A 17,645-nucleotide genomic window follows, 5' to 3' on the forward strand; every position below is an offset into this window, starting at 1 on the left:
TTTTTCAACCGTGCAAGAAAGCGATCAATGAAAAGTACCTACAGAATCTATTGAAGCTGGGTTACTTTGATTAGATTTAATGGTTGTAACACAGCTTCAAAAAGATTCGCGTAAACTTTCCGGTATCTTTTCATTGTCGCCAGCGCACGGTTGAAAAACATATAAATTTTATATAAAAAGAAAGAATAAATTAATTCAGACCTAAACGAGTGAAGATAGTGTCTACATGCTTCAAATGCCAGCTAGGATTAAAGCAGTCCTCAATTTCCTCGAGGCTCAATTGCTCGCGGATGACCGAAGCATTCTCCACGATATCGCGGAAAGAGCGCTGCTCTTCCCAAGCTTGCATCGCACGCGGCTGAACCGTATCATACGCTTGCTCGCGGCTAAAGCCCTTGTCGATCAGCTTCGTCATAACGCGACCTGAGAAAGGCACGCCGTAAGTGCTTTGCATGTTGCGCTTCATGTTTTCCGGGAACACCGTCAAGTTCTTCACAATGTTGCCGAAGCGATTCAGCATATAGTTAAGCAGGATGGTAGCATCCGGCAGGATGATCCGCTCAACGGAGGAGTGCGAAATATCGCGCTCATGCCATAACGTAACATTCTCATAAGCCGAGATCATGTGGCCACGGATTACACGAGACAAGCCGGAAATGCTCTCGCAGCCGATCGGGTTACGCTTATGAGGCATCGCCGATGAACCTTTTTGACCTTTGGCAAAAGCTTCTTCCACCTCGCGGAATTCGCTCTTTTGCAGCGCGCGGATTTCCGTTGCGAACTTGTCCATCGAAGTAGCTATCAAAGCCAGTGTCGCCATATATTCAGCATGACGGTCACGCTGCAATGTTTGAGTCGAGATTGGTGCAGCTTTTGTGCCTAATTTCTCGCAAACATAAGTTTCAACAAACGGATCAATATTCGCGTACGTACCAACTGCACCGGAAATTTTTCCATACTGCACACCGTCAGCTGCAAAGCGGAAACGCTCCAGATTACGCTTCATTTCCTCCCACCACAACGCCATTTTCAAACCAAATGTTGTTGGCTCTGCATGGACGCCATGTGTACGACCCATCATAGGTGTATCTTTATATTGAACTGCTTTATCCTTCAAAATCTCGATGAAGTTCAGCAGGTCCTTTTCCAAAATTTCATTTGCTTGGCGTAGCAAATACCCAAGTGCCGTATCCACCACGTCAGTGGAAGTCAATCCGTAGTGCACCCATTTGCGCTCAGGGCCCACTTTTTCAGAAACTGCACGGGTAAAAGCTATAACATCATGACGAGTTTCCTGCTCGATTTCGTAAATACGGTCGATGTCAAAAGCGGCATTCTTGCGCAGCTCCACCACATCTTCTTTAGGAATGACGCCAAGCTCGGCCCAGGCCTCACAGGAAAGCAATTCAACCTCCAGCCATGCATTGAATTTGTTTTCCTCCGTCCAAATACGCGCCATTTCCGGTCTGCTGTAACGATCGATCATTGATTAAATCCTCCTTCTATATTCTACCCACCCAAGCCTTTCCTTATAGGCTTGTCGGTGGTTCACCGTTCATGCTTTTGGGTCTCTTATGGAACAAGTTTCACTATAGCACTTCTAAGTATCTCTAACTGCCCTCGCCCTCCCGCATGTAAGCGTGGAGAGGCTCGCTCCGCGAAGCCAGAGCAGCCTCGACAAACGCGCTCCCACCACCAAAGCCCCTTTGAAGCATCAAGCCAATCTCCTTCCCCCCAGCCTGGCGGGTGTCCAGAGGGCGGCAGCCCTTTGGAGCCCTCCCGGCGGGGAGGGTTTGGGTGGGGGCTACTGGTTTGGGTGGGGGCTACCTCCATATGTTTGAAGCCTCTATCCATTGCAGTGCTTCATCGACTGAAGCCGCTAATACGTTCACATGCCCCATCTTGCGGTTGTGCTTAGCCTCATGCTTGCCGTACAAATGAACTTTAGCGGTTTCACCACCAGCTTGCTGCTCGGATTCAGGCTGCACAATCCAATCCAGCAAAGGCTCGACATGCTGTCCCAGCACATTGCCCATTACAACCGGCGTCAGCAGCTCTGTTGAACCCAGAGGCAGATTGCAGATCGCTCGCACATGCTGCTCGAACTGCGATGTTTTGCAGGCCTCCATCGTGTAGTGACCTGAATTGTGCGGCCGCGGGGCCAGCTCGTTAACGAACAGCTCACCTTCCCGGGTCAAAAACAGCTCAACAGCAATCAGCCCTATCACACCCATCGATTCGGCAATTTGCACCGCCAGTCGCTCTGCTTCCTGCTGAATATGCTCTGATGTTCGGGCAGGAACTATAGATAGATGCAAAATATTATTTACATGTATATTTTCCGCTGCCGGGAAAGCTTTCACTTCACCTCGCGGACTTCTAGCCGCAATAACTGAGAGCTCCTTCTCGAAGTGGATGAACTGTTCCAAGACAAGCTCCGTCTTAGCACGGCTCAACGTTTCGTAAGCTTCCTCCACTTCATCAAGCGAGCGGATAACCCACTGCCCTTTGCCGTCATAACCGCCGGTTGCGGTCTTCAGCACACATGGCGTGCCGAAGCGTATCACCGCGTCTCGCAGCTCAGATGCGCTGCTGATTTCCGCATACGGCGCTACCTTCACGCCAGCGGCTTCAATAGCACGCTTCTCGCGCAGACGATGCTGCGTCGTGTACAGCAGCCTGCTGCCCTGTGGCACATAAGACTCTGCCATCAGCAGCTCTGTAACATCGGCGTCGACATTTTCGAACTCGTACGTGATGACGTCCGACTCCTCTGCGAGTGCCCGTGCTGCCTCCACATCGTGGTAAGCCGCCGTAATTTGCCGGTCAGCCACTTGGCCGCACGGCGCATCCGGCGTCGGGTCCAGTGTGACGAAGCGATAGCCCATCGCCCGACCTGACAAGGCAAGCATCCGACCTAGCTGGCCGCCGCCCAGAACACCGATGGTGCTACCTGGACGAATCACCTTTGCCGCATCCAAACTGCCACTCCGCTTGTCACTCATTCCAGCACGCTGCTTTCGATTACCGCTTGACGAGTGCGCTCGCGGCGATCACGTACCTTTTCCTGCAAAGCAGGGTCGAAAGCCCCGATGATTTGTGCCGCCAACAAACCTGCGTTGGTTGCCCCAGCATGGCCTATCGCTACAGTAGCTACCGGAATGCCTCCCGGCATCTGCACAATGGACAAGAGCGAGTCCAGACCGTTGAGTGTGGACGTTTTGACAGGAACACCAATAACCGGCAGCTCCGTTTTCGCGGCAACCATACCGGGTAGATGAGCGGCTCCGCCCGCTCCAGCGATAATGACCTTTAATCCTCGTTCAGCCGCCGATGCCGCATAATCAAACATCAGATCAGGCGTGCGGTGGGCTGAGACAACCTTTTTCTCATAAGGAACCCCTAACTCTTCCAACATGTCGCAAGCATGCTTCATGGTCTCCCAATCCGACTTGCTTCCCATAATGACTCCTACAAGAACAGACATTTCGAACCTCCATGGTTTGCACTATATAAAAAAACAAAAACGCCCGGCAAATAGAACGCCTAACACAAGATGTCGTTTGTAAGGTATTACCTAAATTCTTCCCCTTCAACAAAATCGACAATCCCTATAAGCAGCCTATCAACAGGACGACAAGAATAAACTCAAGCGCAAGCTAAGGCCTAGCACCATTGTGCTGACCTTTCCGTTTACGCTACTCGTAGTCCAAAAATTAAAGGTTTCTGGGTAGATACTTACGGGCCATATCCCCGACATTATACGAGACGCATCGACATTTTTAGCTAAAAAAAACAGTTAACTTTTACGTTTTTAGTTTACCAGTGATCAAAGGCTCATGTCAACCTAAAAAGACGAACGATATGTGAAATCCCACGTTAAAAGGTTCGCATTTCATCTAAATCAAAGGTCATATTCCTTCCACTAGCTTCCATTTTGTTTCAATTTAATAAGTATCTCATAGATTGCACGAATTTCTTCTTCCGTTAAATTCCCTGCTGACAGCTCTTCTGCTGTATATTCCAGCCATTTTTCAACCATTTGCAGCCCTTTTTCAAGAAAAATCTCATTGTCCGGGTCATCCTCCAGCAGAAAAAACAGCATATCCTCCGCTTTTGCCAACTGCCCGTTCTCCGAATGATAAAACATCAATAGCTCCGTAATCCGTGACGACGTCCGATAATGCTGTACCTTCGGCAATAATTCATCCATTCTTTCCTTAATATCCGACTTGTAATCCAGCGCCTCTGGAAGTTGGTTTATTTCGAGCAGCAGCTCCAAAGACTTCAACCGACATCCCCAGCCATCCGCTTCCTGACCGTTTTCGAGCAGTACTTCACTTTCTGCCTTCAGCATATCGCTAAGAAGCAGCCCTTTTCCCGTATCAAAGTATCCTTGCGAGGACAGCAAAGAAATCAAATCTTTGGCAGATAAAGCTCTCACCAGCTTCGAATTAAGCCCCAACAGCTGTTTCATCGCTTGTGCCAACAGCTCCAACGCCTCGGTAAACCGCTGATTCCGCCGCTGAAAAATAACCTTGCCCAGCACCACACTGAATTGTTCGATCATTCGCAGCAGATAGTCTCTTTGGTACATCCCGGTTCCCCCTCCGTAATGAAAAATGATTAGGCAGTTTTGGGCTATACACCTGAACCACCTAATCTATTTTTTGTATATAGTAACCTAGCTCAATTAACGATTCATAAAATCCGCTAGCTGAAGCATTCTTCTTATCATCACTGCAGCCTGGGCACGTGTTACATTACCATTCGGAACAAAACGAGAAGCGTCGCTACCATTCATAAGTCCCGTATTCACAGCTTGCGCTGCCGCCTCTTTTGACCATTCTTGAATGAATGCTTTGTCTACAAAAATGTTAAGTACTTCTTCTGAAACCTCTGACTTGGTTGTTTGGGTTCCTGTAAATTTCAACGCCCTCATGATCAGAACCGCCATCTGTTCGCGTGTTACCGGATCATCTGGTTTCATCATTCCGTCTTCATAGCCTTGAATAAGTCCAGCATTAGCAGCAGCTGTAAAGTAAGGTGCATACCACTCCCAATCGGGTACGTCCTTCCAAATTGATTTTACTGACTTCGTCCCAGACTCCAAACCAAGGGATTTAACCAACAGCGCTGCCAGTTGGGATCTGGTCAAGGCCCCTTCCGGTACAAATTGTTTCTCCTTGATTCCCTGGATCACCATTTTTTTAGAAAGCTGCTCAATATCCGCTTTGGCCCAGTGTCCACTTATATCATTATACAATGTCTGGGTATAACCAATCGCATATGTACCGTTTCCCGGCCTTTTAATCTTTACGACAGACTTGTCCTCTACAGTTGAAAAAACAGAGGGAACAAAAGTCAATTCCCTTTTATCAGGATTATAAAGCAGCGCTGTCGCAACTTTGCCGTCAACCGCCTGCGGAATAGCAGCTGTACTTGTTATGTAGTTACCGCCAAAATCATTTACTTCCAGCTTTCTTCCGCCTGCCCCGGCCTCCACTTTGAACTCAACAATTGGACCGAGCAAAGTAATGTTATTCCTTTTCGCATCACTCCGAATCCTCTCGTAGGAAGCTCCCTCCAGCTGATTGATCCCTATATGGATTTCCATTTGTTTTAAATCCGTTCCCAAACCGAAAGACAACGCAGCTATATTCAAGGCACGCAACGGCATATCATAGCTATACTCTTTAAAAATTAGGGATATGACAGCTTCTGAAGACGTATTCTCAGCTAAGTCCGCTGCTGACATCACAACCTTCGCTCTTGAGGATAAGTTATCAACGCAAACCAAAATGCGCTGCTCGTTCTTTGTTTTATTTGGGAGCGATTGCAGTGCCTTCTTAAGAGCTTCGGAATCCAAAACCGCCTGAACCTCGGATACCCCATCTAGTATATTAAGAACGGTTTGTGCAGATACCTTCAGACCTTTTTCCTGAACAGGCACGCAATCCGGTGCCGGAACTATGCCTCCACCCCCACCTCTTCCTCCGGAGGATGTATTCGGAGAACTGACCGCCGGGCTTGCGGGTTTGAAGACCAGGTTATCGAAAAAGATAATATTACTGGGATCATACATGATCTCAGAATAATTACCAACACGATACGTAAAAACTGAACCGATAGTTAGCCTACCTGAATAAGTTCCATTAGCAGGGACCCTGATTTCATTTCCTTCTGCTAAGGGTGACATCTTCAATATATAGGTATGGCCTTGAATAAACGGAGCCGCCGCTTCCACATTTATTGTATTCTTAGATGAGTCCATTACGTAAATAGCAGGTTTATTCAGACTGCTCAAAGCAATATCCGTTCCCGTAGTTGTATCTGTAATCACGAAATCGGTTAAGGAGAGCTTAGTATAATCGATATTGGTAGCATAGGGTAGAGCATTTTCTAGATTCGGAAAGCTGAGCTCCACTGCATTCGCATCACTATTCACTGGAGTAAAGGCGACAAGCGCCTTATTTGCCTGAATATATGAGGACGCGGCGATAGTGGTAAGGTATTGATTACCTTGGATTCGATAAAGACTCAGCCGTGGTGGATTATTATTTCCTGAGAAACGAGTATGATCTCCTTCCTCAGTCTTAGTAAAAAAAATAGCATCTTGCCCATCAGTAACGGAAACCGTATCCGGAATCTTATTCTCCTCATAATCGACTAAATTAAAAACTACATTATAATATCCCCGATTATCGTCATCATACAGGGAAGGGCTGCTTGGAACTTTAACACCATAGGTATTATAAGTGACTGTCGTAACTTCGGAGCCTTTAGTGAAAGTGACAGTGGCTTTCTGTGGATCCTGTACATAGACATAACCGTGGAGCTTGCCGCGCCACTCTTCACCGAACAAAAATCGACCCGGCATGGCAAAAGTCAATACAGGAATAAGCAGTTGAACAACCATTACCGCAATTAGGCTAAAAATGAACTTACGTCTTATTTTGCTCCGATACTTCATGAATTGATTCCACCTCTGCCACATTTTGAAAATACCGATTCATTGTATCACACAATTTATGGGTTTAAATGAACTTTTTATCATATTTTGTCTTATTTTATCATTTTATCTTTTGAATTTCGGTTAATAGGGATTGGTATAGTTGTTCGCGCGGGACCATTTGGACAGATTGTGATATTTCTGTCTTAGCATTTTCGTAGTGCTTCCTATCTTGAGTAGCATTACCAAATAATATATAAAGCTTGGCCGATTCATAGTGAGCTGATGCTGCCCATGGAATCCATTTGGCAGACTGCGCAAAACTATTCAGCGCTTTCACCCACTCACCTTGTTCAACCTGCGCTTGACCTTGATTCTTGTAAAACTGGCCTATAGCAATCCAGAGAATGCAAAGGACTACAGGTAGGACCCCCAATATTACAATAGGAATTCTAATACGGCTGAGTTGGATCGATAAAGCAAGGCCCTCACTACTGACAATTCCAGAGAAGAATAAAAATAGGCCGAATAACAACAAGAAGCTGTAATCAAAGTCAAATCCGCTATGAAGCAGCAAAACCGTGTTTCCAATCAACAGCCCTTTTGTCCATAAAACCTTTTCAGGGTCCATTGTTGTATGTAACGTTTGCCCTGCCTGTTTATAAAATAGAATAATAAGAGCAACTAATATAATAATACCTACTACTCCTACGTCCAGCCCTACCTGTAAGTAATGATTGTGTACAAATCGTACGAAATATGGTTCCGATCGGTAATAGGGTAGCAAGACACTCCATCCACCGCCACCTGTCCCGCTCCATAGATGATCCTTTATCATCATCAAGCTGTCTTGCCAATAAACGGTACGAAGTTGATATTCCGATGCTTGAGTATGAATATTTCTGGCACGATTCCAAAAAGCTGATAAATCTTGTTTGATCATAGCGGAGACAACTAAACTTAATGCATGCATCGAAATAATGGAAACCAACACGGTCTTTTCCCTCATTTGCTTAAAGGCAATTATGCAGCACACAATCAATAATGCCCACAAAACCCACACCGATCTTGAAAACGTCAGCCATAGTCCTATAGCATTGATCAATAAAAGAATAAGTTGGCTTCTCTTCCTCTCCAATATATAAAACAATATGGACAGGAGCACGGCCAACAGCAAAAAAATGGCTAATGCATTTGCGTACTGCAGAGTCGACTCCAACCTCCCCTGCCGTTCCAATTCAAATATTAATCCTACTGCGACAAGAAATATCCCAATCCAGGGAATAGATCTAAGAATAACCTGATGTCCTGCAGTCGTCTGGATTGAAACAAGAAAAGAAAGCGGAATAAGGCCAATAACTCTCAGTGCTTCTAGCAGTGCCTTTTCCTTGTCTACAGAATAAAACAAACTAATAATATACAGCCCGATGAAAATGAAAAGCAAAAAATGTTCAGCGCGCAATTTAATTTCCTTTTGGCGAAAAACAACGGCTGCTAAGCATATAAATAAAAAAATGTCCGCATACAAATAGTCCATTTCGTACAAATATCCGTGAAAAAGCGCCCCTACCCAGAAAAACAGCAGCAAGGCGATGTTTATAAATGGGTTCACCAGTCTTCCTCCCACCAATGTGTGTCATCGATGTAATCTTATTCCAGTCCATTACGCAAGGCAATCATTTTTCTTTGTAGCATCAATTTATCCTACTGATTAAAAATGTTTTCTCCATCATCACTAAACATATTAGTTTTGTATAAATCTAGACGTATATCGTTTATTGTTCTATGGCGTAAAACTCTATACACTAACAGGTATTGCAGATGGATGGGAATGAATGACTGGCGCAAATGTTTATTTTTGCATACTATTATACATAATTGAGGGGGATTCAATATGAGTTCAAGCCAATACAATCAAGAGACCAAGCTGTATTATCGCAATCCGGCAAAACGCTGGCTCCAGGCGCTGCCGCTTGGCAACGGGCGGATCGGCGCAATGGTCCATGGTGAAATCAACCGTGAAGTTATCCAACTCAATGAGGACTCCGTTTGGGCACGAGGTCCAAAAAATCGCAACAATCCGGATTCTCAGCACACAGCCGAAAAAATCCGGAGACTTCTAATAGAAGGAAAGCTTGAGGAAGCTCATGATTTGGCCGATATGGGCATGATGGGCGTGTCACGAAGACAGCCTCCTTATCAAACGTTGGGGGAGCTTAATCTGGTCCTCCCTGGACATAGCGAGAGTGAAGCGTCAGACTACTACCGTGAGCTGGATTTGGAAACCGGTATTGTCAAAGTGAGCTACCGCATTGGCACTATTGTGTATACAAGAGAGGTATTTGCCAGCGCTGCCGATCAGGCATTGATCGTGAGATTAACGGCCGATCAGCCGAATCAAATTCGTGTTGGCGCTAATTTGTTCCGTAAATTCGATGCGCTCACGGAAATTGAAAGCACGGATTCTGTTTCCATGGACGGACAATGCGGAATATGGGGAACGCGGTTTCACGTAAAATTGAAAGCTGTTCATGAAGGAGGAAGCAGCAGGACGCTCGGAGACCATATCTACGTAGAGGATGCCGATTCCGTCACTTTCATTTTGACAGTCGCTACCGACTACCGGCATAAAGAGTATCGGAATCACTGCTTGGAGGAGTTGCAAAATGCCGCCAGCCTGTCATTTAACCGACTGCGTGAGCGACATATTGCAGAGCATCGCCAATGGTTTGACCGAATGGAGCTGTCGATTTCCGGTAAAAGTGGCGATTTACATAATCTTGCGACAGATGACCGTCTCGATTTTGTCAGAAACGGTGGAGAGGATCTTGGGCTGGTGACGCTCTTTTTCCACTATGGACGTTATCTGCTCATTGCAAGCAGCCGCCCGGGCACAATACCAGCCAACCTGCAAGGAATCTGGAATGACAGCTACGTCCCTTCCTGGGATTCGAAATATACAATTAATATTAATATTCAAATGAATTACTGGCCTGCGGAGGTTTGCAACCTCTCGGAACTGCATTTCCCTTTATTCGATCATTTGGATGCCATGCTGCCTAACGGCTGTGAAACAGCGCGGGTACAGTACAATTCCCGAGGCTTTATGTGTCATCACAATACGGATCTTTGGGGAGATACTGCACCGACCGACTTTGCACGGGCTGGATTATGGCAGATGGGAGCGGCTTGGTTGTGCTATCATTTATGGGAGCATTATACATATAGCCTGGACAAGGAGTTTCTCGCAGCCCGTGCCTATCCTTTAATGAAGGAAGCCGCCCTATTTATTCTGGACTTTATGATTAAGGATGAACAAGGGAATCTACATATCGGGCCCTCGGTTTCTCCCGAAAATAGTTACCGGCTTCCGAATGGGCAAACAGGTCGAATTTGCATGGATCCGGCGATGGATGTCCAGATTGCCAAAGGACTTTTTGAACGGTGCATAGAAGCTTCCGCTATACTGCAAATAGATGAGCAGCTGCGAAACGAATGGAAAGAGGCCGGCAGCCGATTGCCCGAACCGAAGATTGGGCAATATGGACAGCTTCAGGAATGGGACGAAGACTATGAGGAGGTCGACCCCGGGCATCGCCATCTCTCTCATCTGTTCGGGATTTATCCGGACCACCAGCTGCTGCGCGAGGAGAAATGGTCCGATGCGGCAAGAGCAGCATTAGAACGCCGGCTAGAGTATGGCGGCGGCGGTACGGGCTGGAGTCTCGCCTGGATTATCAGCTTGTGGGCACGATTCGGAGAAGGCGACCGCGCCAATGAAATGATCACCAAGCTGCTTCGTGTCAGTACGGCAGACAACATGCTCGATCTTCATCCGCCGCTTATTTTCCAAATAGACGGCAACTTGGGCGCAACTGCGGGTATCGCGGAAATGCTGCTTCAATCCCACGAAGGAGCCTTGCGCTTGCTTCCAGCGGTGCCAACCTCCTGGACTAATGGGTATGTCCGCGGACTACGGGCACGCGGCGGATACGAAGTTGCGCTTCGCTGGCAGGATGGTCAGCTGGAGCTTGCGGAGATCCAGTCTCTTGCAGGCGGACTCTGCACGATTCAGACGCCGGTCGACATTCATATTACCTGTGAAGGACAGCCTGTTACTGTGAAGAAGCTGCCATCCGGAAAGTATGAGTTTATGACCGTTCCAAACGCCATATATGAAATTCGATTGGTTGCATAAATTGTTTTAATTCATAAGTAAGACCAACTCCTGAATCATAAAAGGGGTTGGTCTTTAAGATTTTAATCAAGTAAACCAGCAAGCGAGGTAGTTAGAGATGAACATATTAAAAAAATGGTTTAATCGCCGTACCATGTATTCAAGTATTTTATTTTCCTATTTGCTCATGCTCATTATTCCGCTGTTAATTGAAACCTTCAGTTATTTTCAATATTCCAATTTGATCAATAAAGAAACCGAAATGTACAACTTATCCTTACTCAAACAATCCCAACGGGTTTTGGACGACCGTCTGCAAAGTATTGAGGAAATGACGATCAATCTTTCATTGGATACTCAGGTTCAGCGATTTATTAATGTATCGGAAAATATGGATGCGGTTGATAAATACAATATGAGCAAGTTGATCGAAAGCTTAGCCAGCTATAAGAAAACTAACAGCTTTATTCATGGCATTTATATATATTTTCCAAAATCAGGCTCCGTAATAACGGAAACCGCTAAATCGACGGTTCCTGACTTCTATAAATATGTTTATCGGTATGCGGACTGGGGCTTCGATGACTGGAAATATTCAATCAATCAAAATCACAACCTGGAATATCGAGCAGCTCAAGTCACATTAAGCGATGCATCTGATCCTAACCAAGTCATCTGTCTGCTGCAATCCGTATATCAAGGGTCCATCAAGCAGCCGGTGGCAACTATCGTAGTAACCATTGATGCCAAGAAAGTGGAAGCACTTCTCTCGGACGGACCCTCAGCGTTAGGTAACCTCTATGTTCTGGATCGTTCCGGCAGCACTATATTTGGACTCGGGGATCATTCTCTGTTATCCGCCATGTCTAACGAACAGTTGGTCAACCATCAAAGCTCTCGTATTCACGTGAACAACCAGTCTTTTCTTGTATCCAGTATTCACTCATCCTACCGTGACAGGCAATATGTATCGATCACATCTGTTGAATTTTTAAAAAATGATCTAAAACGAATTACCGATCTGGTCATCTTAGTTACGATTGGTTTAATTACCGCTGGAATTGTCCTGGCATTTATCCTCGCCAAAGGAAAGTACAGGCCGATCAAAAAATTGGCTGACGGGTTCCTGGCAAAAATGAGATCAGCACCTACCGATGCAGCTAACGAGCTTCAGCAAATTGAATGGGTTGCCGACACCGCTTTTAAGGAAAAAGAAAACTTCCTGCAAGCTATGCAAAGGCAAATGCCTGTCATGCGCTCCAACATGCTTTTAACCTTAATGAAGGGCAGCATTTCAGTCGAGGAAAACTCCTTCGAAGATATCGGCATACAATTTAACGCGCCTTATTTCAGCGTCATTGTTGTGCATGTGGATCAATACCACGAAAGTAAGCTTAAGGAACGAAACTTATCCAAATTTGTAATCAGCAATGTGCTCGAACATTTGGGTAGAGAAGTGGGGCCCTCCTATGCCGTAGACTTGGATGTCGACCGCGTGGCGCTGTTGATCAACTTGGCTGATGAGAGCGAAGCCGACCGCCAAAATTTACATGATGTCGCTGTAAAAGCATTGGAATTTATTCGAGCGAAGTTTAATAACACGATTACGATTAGTATCGGCGGCATACATGATGAGCTGGAAGGCATTTATCACTCCTATCTGGAGGCTTTCCGCGCGATGGAATATCAAATCATTAGAGGATATAGCAGCATCATAACCTTTGATGAAATTAAAGCCCTGCATAAAGCGCAAACCTATGTATACCCGATCCAGACGGAGGAGCTGCTCATAAGCAGTATTAAACACGGTGATCTTAAAAAAGTTCGTGAAATCATGAATGATGTTTATGAAATGAATTTTATATCCGGTCAATTGCCTTTGGAAATGGCCCGCTGTCTTTTCTTCGATATGATGGGAACATCCATAAAGGTACTCAACTCTTCGGTTATGGACTACGAAAAGATTTTTGCGGGCGGTCCGCAGCCCTACGAGCTGCTTATTTCCAGTCGTACCATCCAAGAGATGCAGGGAACACTTTTATGGATTTACGAGCAAATTTGCGAGCACATCCAGGAGGATAAAAAGAAGCACAGCCACCATCTGGAGGATCGTATCACCTCTTATTTACAGGAAAATTATACCGATCCCGATCTCAGCCTGACGAAAGTAGCAGGTGTTTTCAACCTGAGTTCCACGTATTTATCCGGATTTTTCAAAGAACAGAGCGGAGAAAACTTTCTGAATTATGTAAACAAGCTAAGAGTTGAAGCCGCCAAAAAGATTTTAGTGGAGCAATCGATATCCCTCCAAGAAATCGCAGCCCTAGTAGGCTATTCCAATAACGTAGTATTAATTAGGAATTTTAAGAAGTACGTCGGCATGACACCCGGTGAATACAGGGAAAAAAACACTTCAACGGACCATAAGAAATGATAATGAAAATAATATAATCGCTTTCCGCAAATATAATCAATGCCTGGAAGTATTGTTTCTTTACCGAATCCTGCGATTTCTTTATGATAAGCCTCATGCAGCGATAGATAAGGAATGGAGGTAGAGGTTATGGAGGCAACCCGCAAGGAAGCAACCACGGAAGTATTCAAACAGCGGCGTGCTGAGCCCACCAAGCTTCAAGTACTCGGCAAGGATCTTCTGAAGAATAAATACATTTATCTGATGATGCTTCCCGGGATTGTGTATTATATCGTATTTCATTATATTCCCATGTATGGTGCTACGATTGCATTTAAAAACTTCACACCGGTGGCCGGCATATGGGGAAGCGCCTGGATAGGCTTCAAACATTTTCAAGACTTTTTCAACAGCTATTATTTTTTGCGAATCATTAAAAACACCCTATTAATTAATTTCTATTCCTTATTATTTGGTTTCCCCGCACCGATCATTTTGGCTTTGTTATTGAATGAGGTACGGAAGCTGTGGTTTAAAAGAACGGTTCAAACGTTAACTTATTTACCTCACTTCGTATCTGTAATGGTTATATCCGGTTTGATTGTCGATTTCACTTCCAAAAACGGATTGATCAACGATATCATCGAATGGTTTGGCGGTACCCGGGCAAATTTGCTGATGAATGAAGATCTGTTTCGTACGATTTTTGTCAGCTCCGGCATTTGGCAGGAGATCGGGTGGGGTTCGATTATTTATTTAGCGGCCTTGTCAGGAATTGACCAGGAGCAGTACGATGCAGCGAATATTGATGGTGCTGGCCGCTTCAGGCAGATGCTAAGCGTTACGCTGCCGGGTATTATGCCGACCATTATCATTTTGCTCATACTGAGAATCGGCCATATGATGGATGTGGGATTCGAGAAGGTCATCCTGCTGTATAACCCTTCCACTTACGCAACAGCTGATGTCATATCTTCCTTTGTTTTTCGAAAAGGGATAGTTGATGCCAATTACAGCTACAGTGCAGCTATCGGGTTATTCAACTCCCTCATTAATTTTATCCTGCTGATTGGGGCCAATAAATTAAGCCGGAAATATTCGGATTCGAGCTTATGGTAAGGAGTGAAACATGTGAAACGAAATATAGGCGAGACTCTTTTTGATACAACGAATGTCATCCTTTTAGGTTTACTGACCATTGCCACATTATATCCCTTTTTGCACGTAGCTTTCGCTTCCATCAGCAGCCCTTCAGAGCTTGCGGGCCACAGCGGTTTACTGTTGTTTCCACGCGGCTTCCAATGGGAAGCGTACAAGCTTGTGCTCAGCAATAATTTGATCCTAACCGGCTACAAGAACACTCTAATCTATGTAGTGGTAGGAACTACGCTAAATATCATTGTGACGTCATTAATGGCGTATGCGCTTTCCCGCAGAGGAGTTATGCTGCGAAACCATGTTATGATGTTCGTCGTATTTACGATGTTTTTTAGCGGGGGCTTGATTCCAACCTATCTTATGATAAAGGGCTTGGGACTTTTAAATACAATGGGCGCCATTGTTTTACCGGGCTTGATCAGTACGATGAATCTCATTATTATGAGAACTTATTTTCAATCGATCCCGGAGAGCCTGGAGGAATCTGCGAAGCTTGACGGTGCTGGAGATTGGGTTATTTTACTCAAAATTATTATCCCGCTATCCATGCCGGTTATTTCAGTAATGATATTGTACTACGGCGTTGGACACTGGAATGCATGGTTTAATGCATCTATTTACTTGAATAAGTCGGAGCTATTTCCTTTGCAGCTTGTTCTCCGAAATATATTGATCGGCAACAGCACCGATGACATGATGGTATCCCTTGGAGTTGACCAAAAAGGTCAGGACATGAGCGAGGTCATCAAATATACGACCATTATGGTTGCAACTATCCCGGTGCTGCTGGTGTATCCATTTCTGCAAAAGTATTTTGCCAAAGGCGTTATGATCGGCGCCATCAAAGGTTAAGCCATAGTTACTTCCTTTCGGGTATATAAACTAAAAAGTGTAGGGGGAAATTTTCATGAAAGTAAATAAATTAGTTAGCTCGCTATTGGCTTCCGTTCTACTAGGTGGTGCACTGGCCGGCTGCTCCAGCAGCGGCAAAGAAGCAGCCAATACACCTGCGGCACCGGATAAGGGCGCTCCTGAAACCTTAACGATGCCTATCACGCAAAAACCGATCACAATCAAATGGTATCAACGAAATTACGTGGAAACTGAATTGAAAAGCATGGGAGAAATGGAAGCGTTTAAAGAGCTGGAAAAAAAGACGGGAATTCATATTGAATTTGTGCATCCACCCAATACTCCCGATGCATTGAATGTTATGCTGGCTTCAGGCGATTATCCGGATGTTGTATTCTGGGATTGGGGAACGGTTCCTAGAGGCTTAACAGGACTAATTAATGATGGTATCGCGATCAAGCTGAACGATTACATGGACAAGTATGCCGTTAACTACAAAAAAACGATCGATAAATACCCGGATTTAAAAAAGTTCGTTACCCTGGATGATGGAACGTACCCAGCTTTCTTCCAATTGGATCCCGATCCGATGAGAACAAGCTATAACGGTCTGATTACCCGCAAGGACTGGCTCGATAAGCTTGGTTTGAAACCGCCTACTACGATTGACGAATGGCACACTGTATTAAAAGCGTTTAAAGAAAAAGATCCTAACGGCAATGGTAAAGCCGATGAGATCCCTTATAGCATTGCCAAAAGTCCAAGTGGCACAGCGCTTGGGGGTGTCGGAAGCGGAATGTCCGAATTCACCGCTGCTTGGGGGATTTTGGATGGATTTTATAAAGACCCTGCCAGCGGAAAGCTGCTTTACGGGCCTATGCAGCCACAATACAAGGATTTCTTGACAACAATGGCTTCCTGGTACAAAGAAGGACTGATCGATTCCGAATTCGCTTCTACGGATGCTAAGGGTTTAACAACAAAGCTGCAGAATGAATTGGTCGGTACCACTTATGGCTCGCTCGGATCTATCATCGGCAACACGACCACAGCCGCCAGAACCAAAAATCCAAACTTTTCATTAATCGGGGTTAAGCCTCCAATTGGCCCAGGCGGCAAAGCTTATAACTATTCGGCATCCACTATTCAAAAGGTTGGCCTTTCGGCTATTATTACCAAGAGCTCCAAATACCCTAAAGAAATCGTTAGGCTCATTGACTACATGTACTCAGATGAAGGTCAGGCGCTTCTGAACTGGGGTGTGGAAGGCAAAAGCTATGTGGTTAAAGATGGCAAGAAATCCTATTCAGAAGATATTATGAAAAGTAAAGACGGCAAATCACCTCAGCAAGCCATTTACCGCTACGCGACACCTGTATTTGGACATACAAAAGTGATGGAATACGACGCTTGGAGTCAAATATCTTTGCCGTTCCCGGAGCAGCAGGACTCTATTAAAACCTTCGCGAGCGCGGATACTTCCTTGAATACGACAACATCGCTTAGCTTAACGACGGATGAGAGCTCCAAGCTGGGCTCGATTATGAGCGATATCAATACGTATAAGCAAGAAACCGTTCTTAGAATTATTATGGGCGCCGATCCGGTAAGCAAAATTGATGAATTCCAAAAAAGGCTGAAGAGTATGGGCATAGATGATGCCAACAAGATTTATCAGGCTGCCTTCGATCGCTTCAATGCAAGAAAGTAAGCTTCACAGCTAGAGCTGTAGTAGAAAAGCTTCTATTCGAAGCCCTCTCGTTGAAGATACATTCGTGTCTCTAGAGGTAGCATTTCTTGCAATAACAGACTTGTTCCGCTCCGCTGAAAACTTATAAAGTCTGTTATTATAAGAAAAACGCCTTGCGGCGTCCTTGGTGTACAATCTACGTTTGTGTGTTGGGAGGGAATCGGGTATGGGATTCCGGCCGCTGTTGAAGTCGTGTTCCTTTGAATGGAAGGCTTACAGCGGGAGGAACACAAGCTTCAAAGGCGGACGCTATCGCTCCTCCATCCCACACCCGTTCCCTCTTACAGTTCTACTTTACTGCCTTCTGCTACCTCTTTCTTTGCTGCGCCTAACCTATCGGTCA

11 protein-coding genes and 1 riboswitch are annotated in these 17,645 nt (G+C 45.3%); of the genes, 5 read left to right on the forward strand and 6 right to left on the reverse strand.

Annotation, left to right across the window (positions count from 1 at the left end; genetic code table 11):
• Positions 1–190: 190 nt before the first annotated feature.
• The 6 genes from purB to NV381_RS35200 form a co-directional block, all read right to left on the reverse strand.
• Positions 191–1,486, reverse strand: coding sequence for an adenylosuccinate lyase (gene purB / locus NV381_RS35175; RefSeq protein ID WP_171656643.1), 1,296 nt, complete (start codon positions 1,484–1,486; stop codon positions 191–193).
• 337 nt (positions 1,487–1,823) lie between these two features.
• The gene (gene purK / locus NV381_RS35180; protein WP_258217933.1) at positions 1,824–3,005 is read right to left on the reverse strand and encodes a 5-(carboxyamino)imidazole ribonucleotide synthase; all 1,182 of its coding nucleotides are present in this window, start codon (positions 3,003–3,005) and stop codon (positions 1,824–1,826) included.
• Positions 3,002–3,487, reverse strand: a complete 486-nt coding sequence (purE, locus tag NV381_RS35185) for a 5-(carboxyamino)imidazole ribonucleotide mutase (RefSeq protein ID WP_258217934.1) — start codon at positions 3,485–3,487, stop codon at positions 3,002–3,004. Before purE ends, purK begins: the two co-directional genes overlap by 4 nt.
• A gap of 198 nt (positions 3,488–3,685) precedes the next feature.
• Positions 3,686–3,787, reverse strand: a riboswitch (purine riboswitch).
• Positions 3,788–3,925: 138 nt separating this feature from the next.
• Complete coding sequence (locus tag NV381_RS35190; RefSeq protein WP_258217935.1) at positions 3,926–4,597, reverse strand: DUF6483 family protein; 672 nt, start codon at positions 4,595–4,597, stop codon at positions 3,926–3,928.
• 96 nt (positions 4,598–4,693) lie between these two features.
• Complete coding sequence (locus tag NV381_RS35195) at positions 4,694–6,973, reverse strand: S-layer homology domain-containing protein (protein ID WP_258217936.1); 2,280 nt, start codon at positions 6,971–6,973, stop codon at positions 4,694–4,696.
• A gap of 100 nt (positions 6,974–7,073) precedes the next feature.
• The gene (locus NV381_RS35200; protein ID WP_258217937.1) at positions 7,074–8,564 is read right to left on the reverse strand and encodes an O-antigen ligase family protein; all 1,491 of its coding nucleotides are present in this window, start codon (positions 8,562–8,564) and stop codon (positions 7,074–7,076) included.
• A gap of 282 nt (positions 8,565–8,846) precedes the next feature.
• On the opposite strand from NV381_RS35200, the gene NV381_RS35205 reads away from it, so the two are divergent.
• From NV381_RS35205 to NV381_RS35225, 5 genes are all read left to right on the forward strand, one after another.
• On the forward strand, positions 8,847–11,150 hold the full coding sequence (locus tag NV381_RS35205; protein WP_258217938.1) for a glycoside hydrolase family 95 protein: 2,304 nt from the start codon (positions 8,847–8,849) through the stop codon (positions 11,148–11,150).
• A 97-nt stretch (positions 11,151–11,247) separates the two neighbouring features.
• Positions 11,248–13,563, forward strand: a complete 2,316-nt coding sequence (locus tag NV381_RS35210; RefSeq protein WP_258217939.1) for a helix-turn-helix domain-containing protein — start codon at positions 11,248–11,250, stop codon at positions 13,561–13,563.
• Positions 13,564–13,692: 129 nt separating this feature from the next.
• Complete coding sequence (locus NV381_RS35215; RefSeq protein WP_419182331.1) at positions 13,693–14,661, forward strand: ABC transporter permease; 969 nt, start codon at positions 13,693–13,695, stop codon at positions 14,659–14,661.
• A gap of 12 nt (positions 14,662–14,673) precedes the next feature.
• Positions 14,674–15,552, forward strand: coding sequence for a carbohydrate ABC transporter permease (locus tag NV381_RS35220; protein WP_258217940.1), 879 nt, complete (start codon positions 14,674–14,676; stop codon positions 15,550–15,552).
• A 55-nt stretch (positions 15,553–15,607) separates the two neighbouring features.
• Positions 15,608–17,263 (forward strand): extracellular solute-binding protein, encoded by a 1,656-nt coding sequence (locus NV381_RS35225; RefSeq protein ID WP_258217941.1) that lies wholly within the window; start codon positions 15,608–15,610, stop codon positions 17,261–17,263.
• The last annotated feature ends 382 nt before the right edge of the window (positions 17,264–17,645 follow it).

Origin of the sequence: Paenibacillus radicis (ex Xue et al. 2023) (assembly GCF_024722015.1) — a bacterium.
Classification (GTDB): Bacteria; Bacillota; Bacilli; order Paenibacillales; family NBRC-103111; genus Paenibacillus_S.

Excerpts from the sequence above, each read along its gene's own strand:
- NV381_RS35210 (WP_258217939.1), top strand. The coding sequence starts at position 11,248 with ATGAACATATTAAAAAAATGGTTTAATCGCCGTACCATGTATTCAAGT.
- NV381_RS35205 (WP_258217938.1), top strand. The coding sequence starts at position 8,847 with ATGAGTTCAAGCCAATACAATCAAGAGACCAAGCTGTATTATCGCAAT.
- NV381_RS35195 (WP_258217936.1), bottom strand. The coding sequence starts at position 6,973 with ATGAAGTATCGGAGCAAAATAAGACGTAAGTTCATTTTTAGCCTAATT.
- NV381_RS35190 (WP_258217935.1), bottom strand. The coding sequence starts at position 4,597 with ATGTACCAAAGAGACTATCTGCTGCGAATGATCGAACAATTCAGTGTG.
- purK (WP_258217933.1), bottom strand. The coding sequence starts at position 3,005 with ATGAGTGACAAGCGGAGTGGCAGTTTGGATGCGGCAAAGGTGATTCGT.
- purB (WP_171656643.1), bottom strand. The coding sequence starts at position 1,486 with ATGATCGATCGTTACAGCAGACCGGAAATGGCGCGTATTTGGACGGAG.
- purE (WP_258217934.1), bottom strand. The coding sequence starts at position 3,487 with ATGTCTGTTCTTGTAGGAGTCATTATGGGAAGCAAGTCGGATTGGGAG.
- NV381_RS35215 (WP_419182331.1), top strand. The coding sequence starts at position 13,693 with ATGGAGGCAACCCGCAAGGAAGCAACCACGGAAGTATTCAAACAGCGG.
- NV381_RS35225 (WP_258217941.1), top strand. The coding sequence starts at position 15,608 with ATGAAAGTAAATAAATTAGTTAGCTCGCTATTGGCTTCCGTTCTACTA.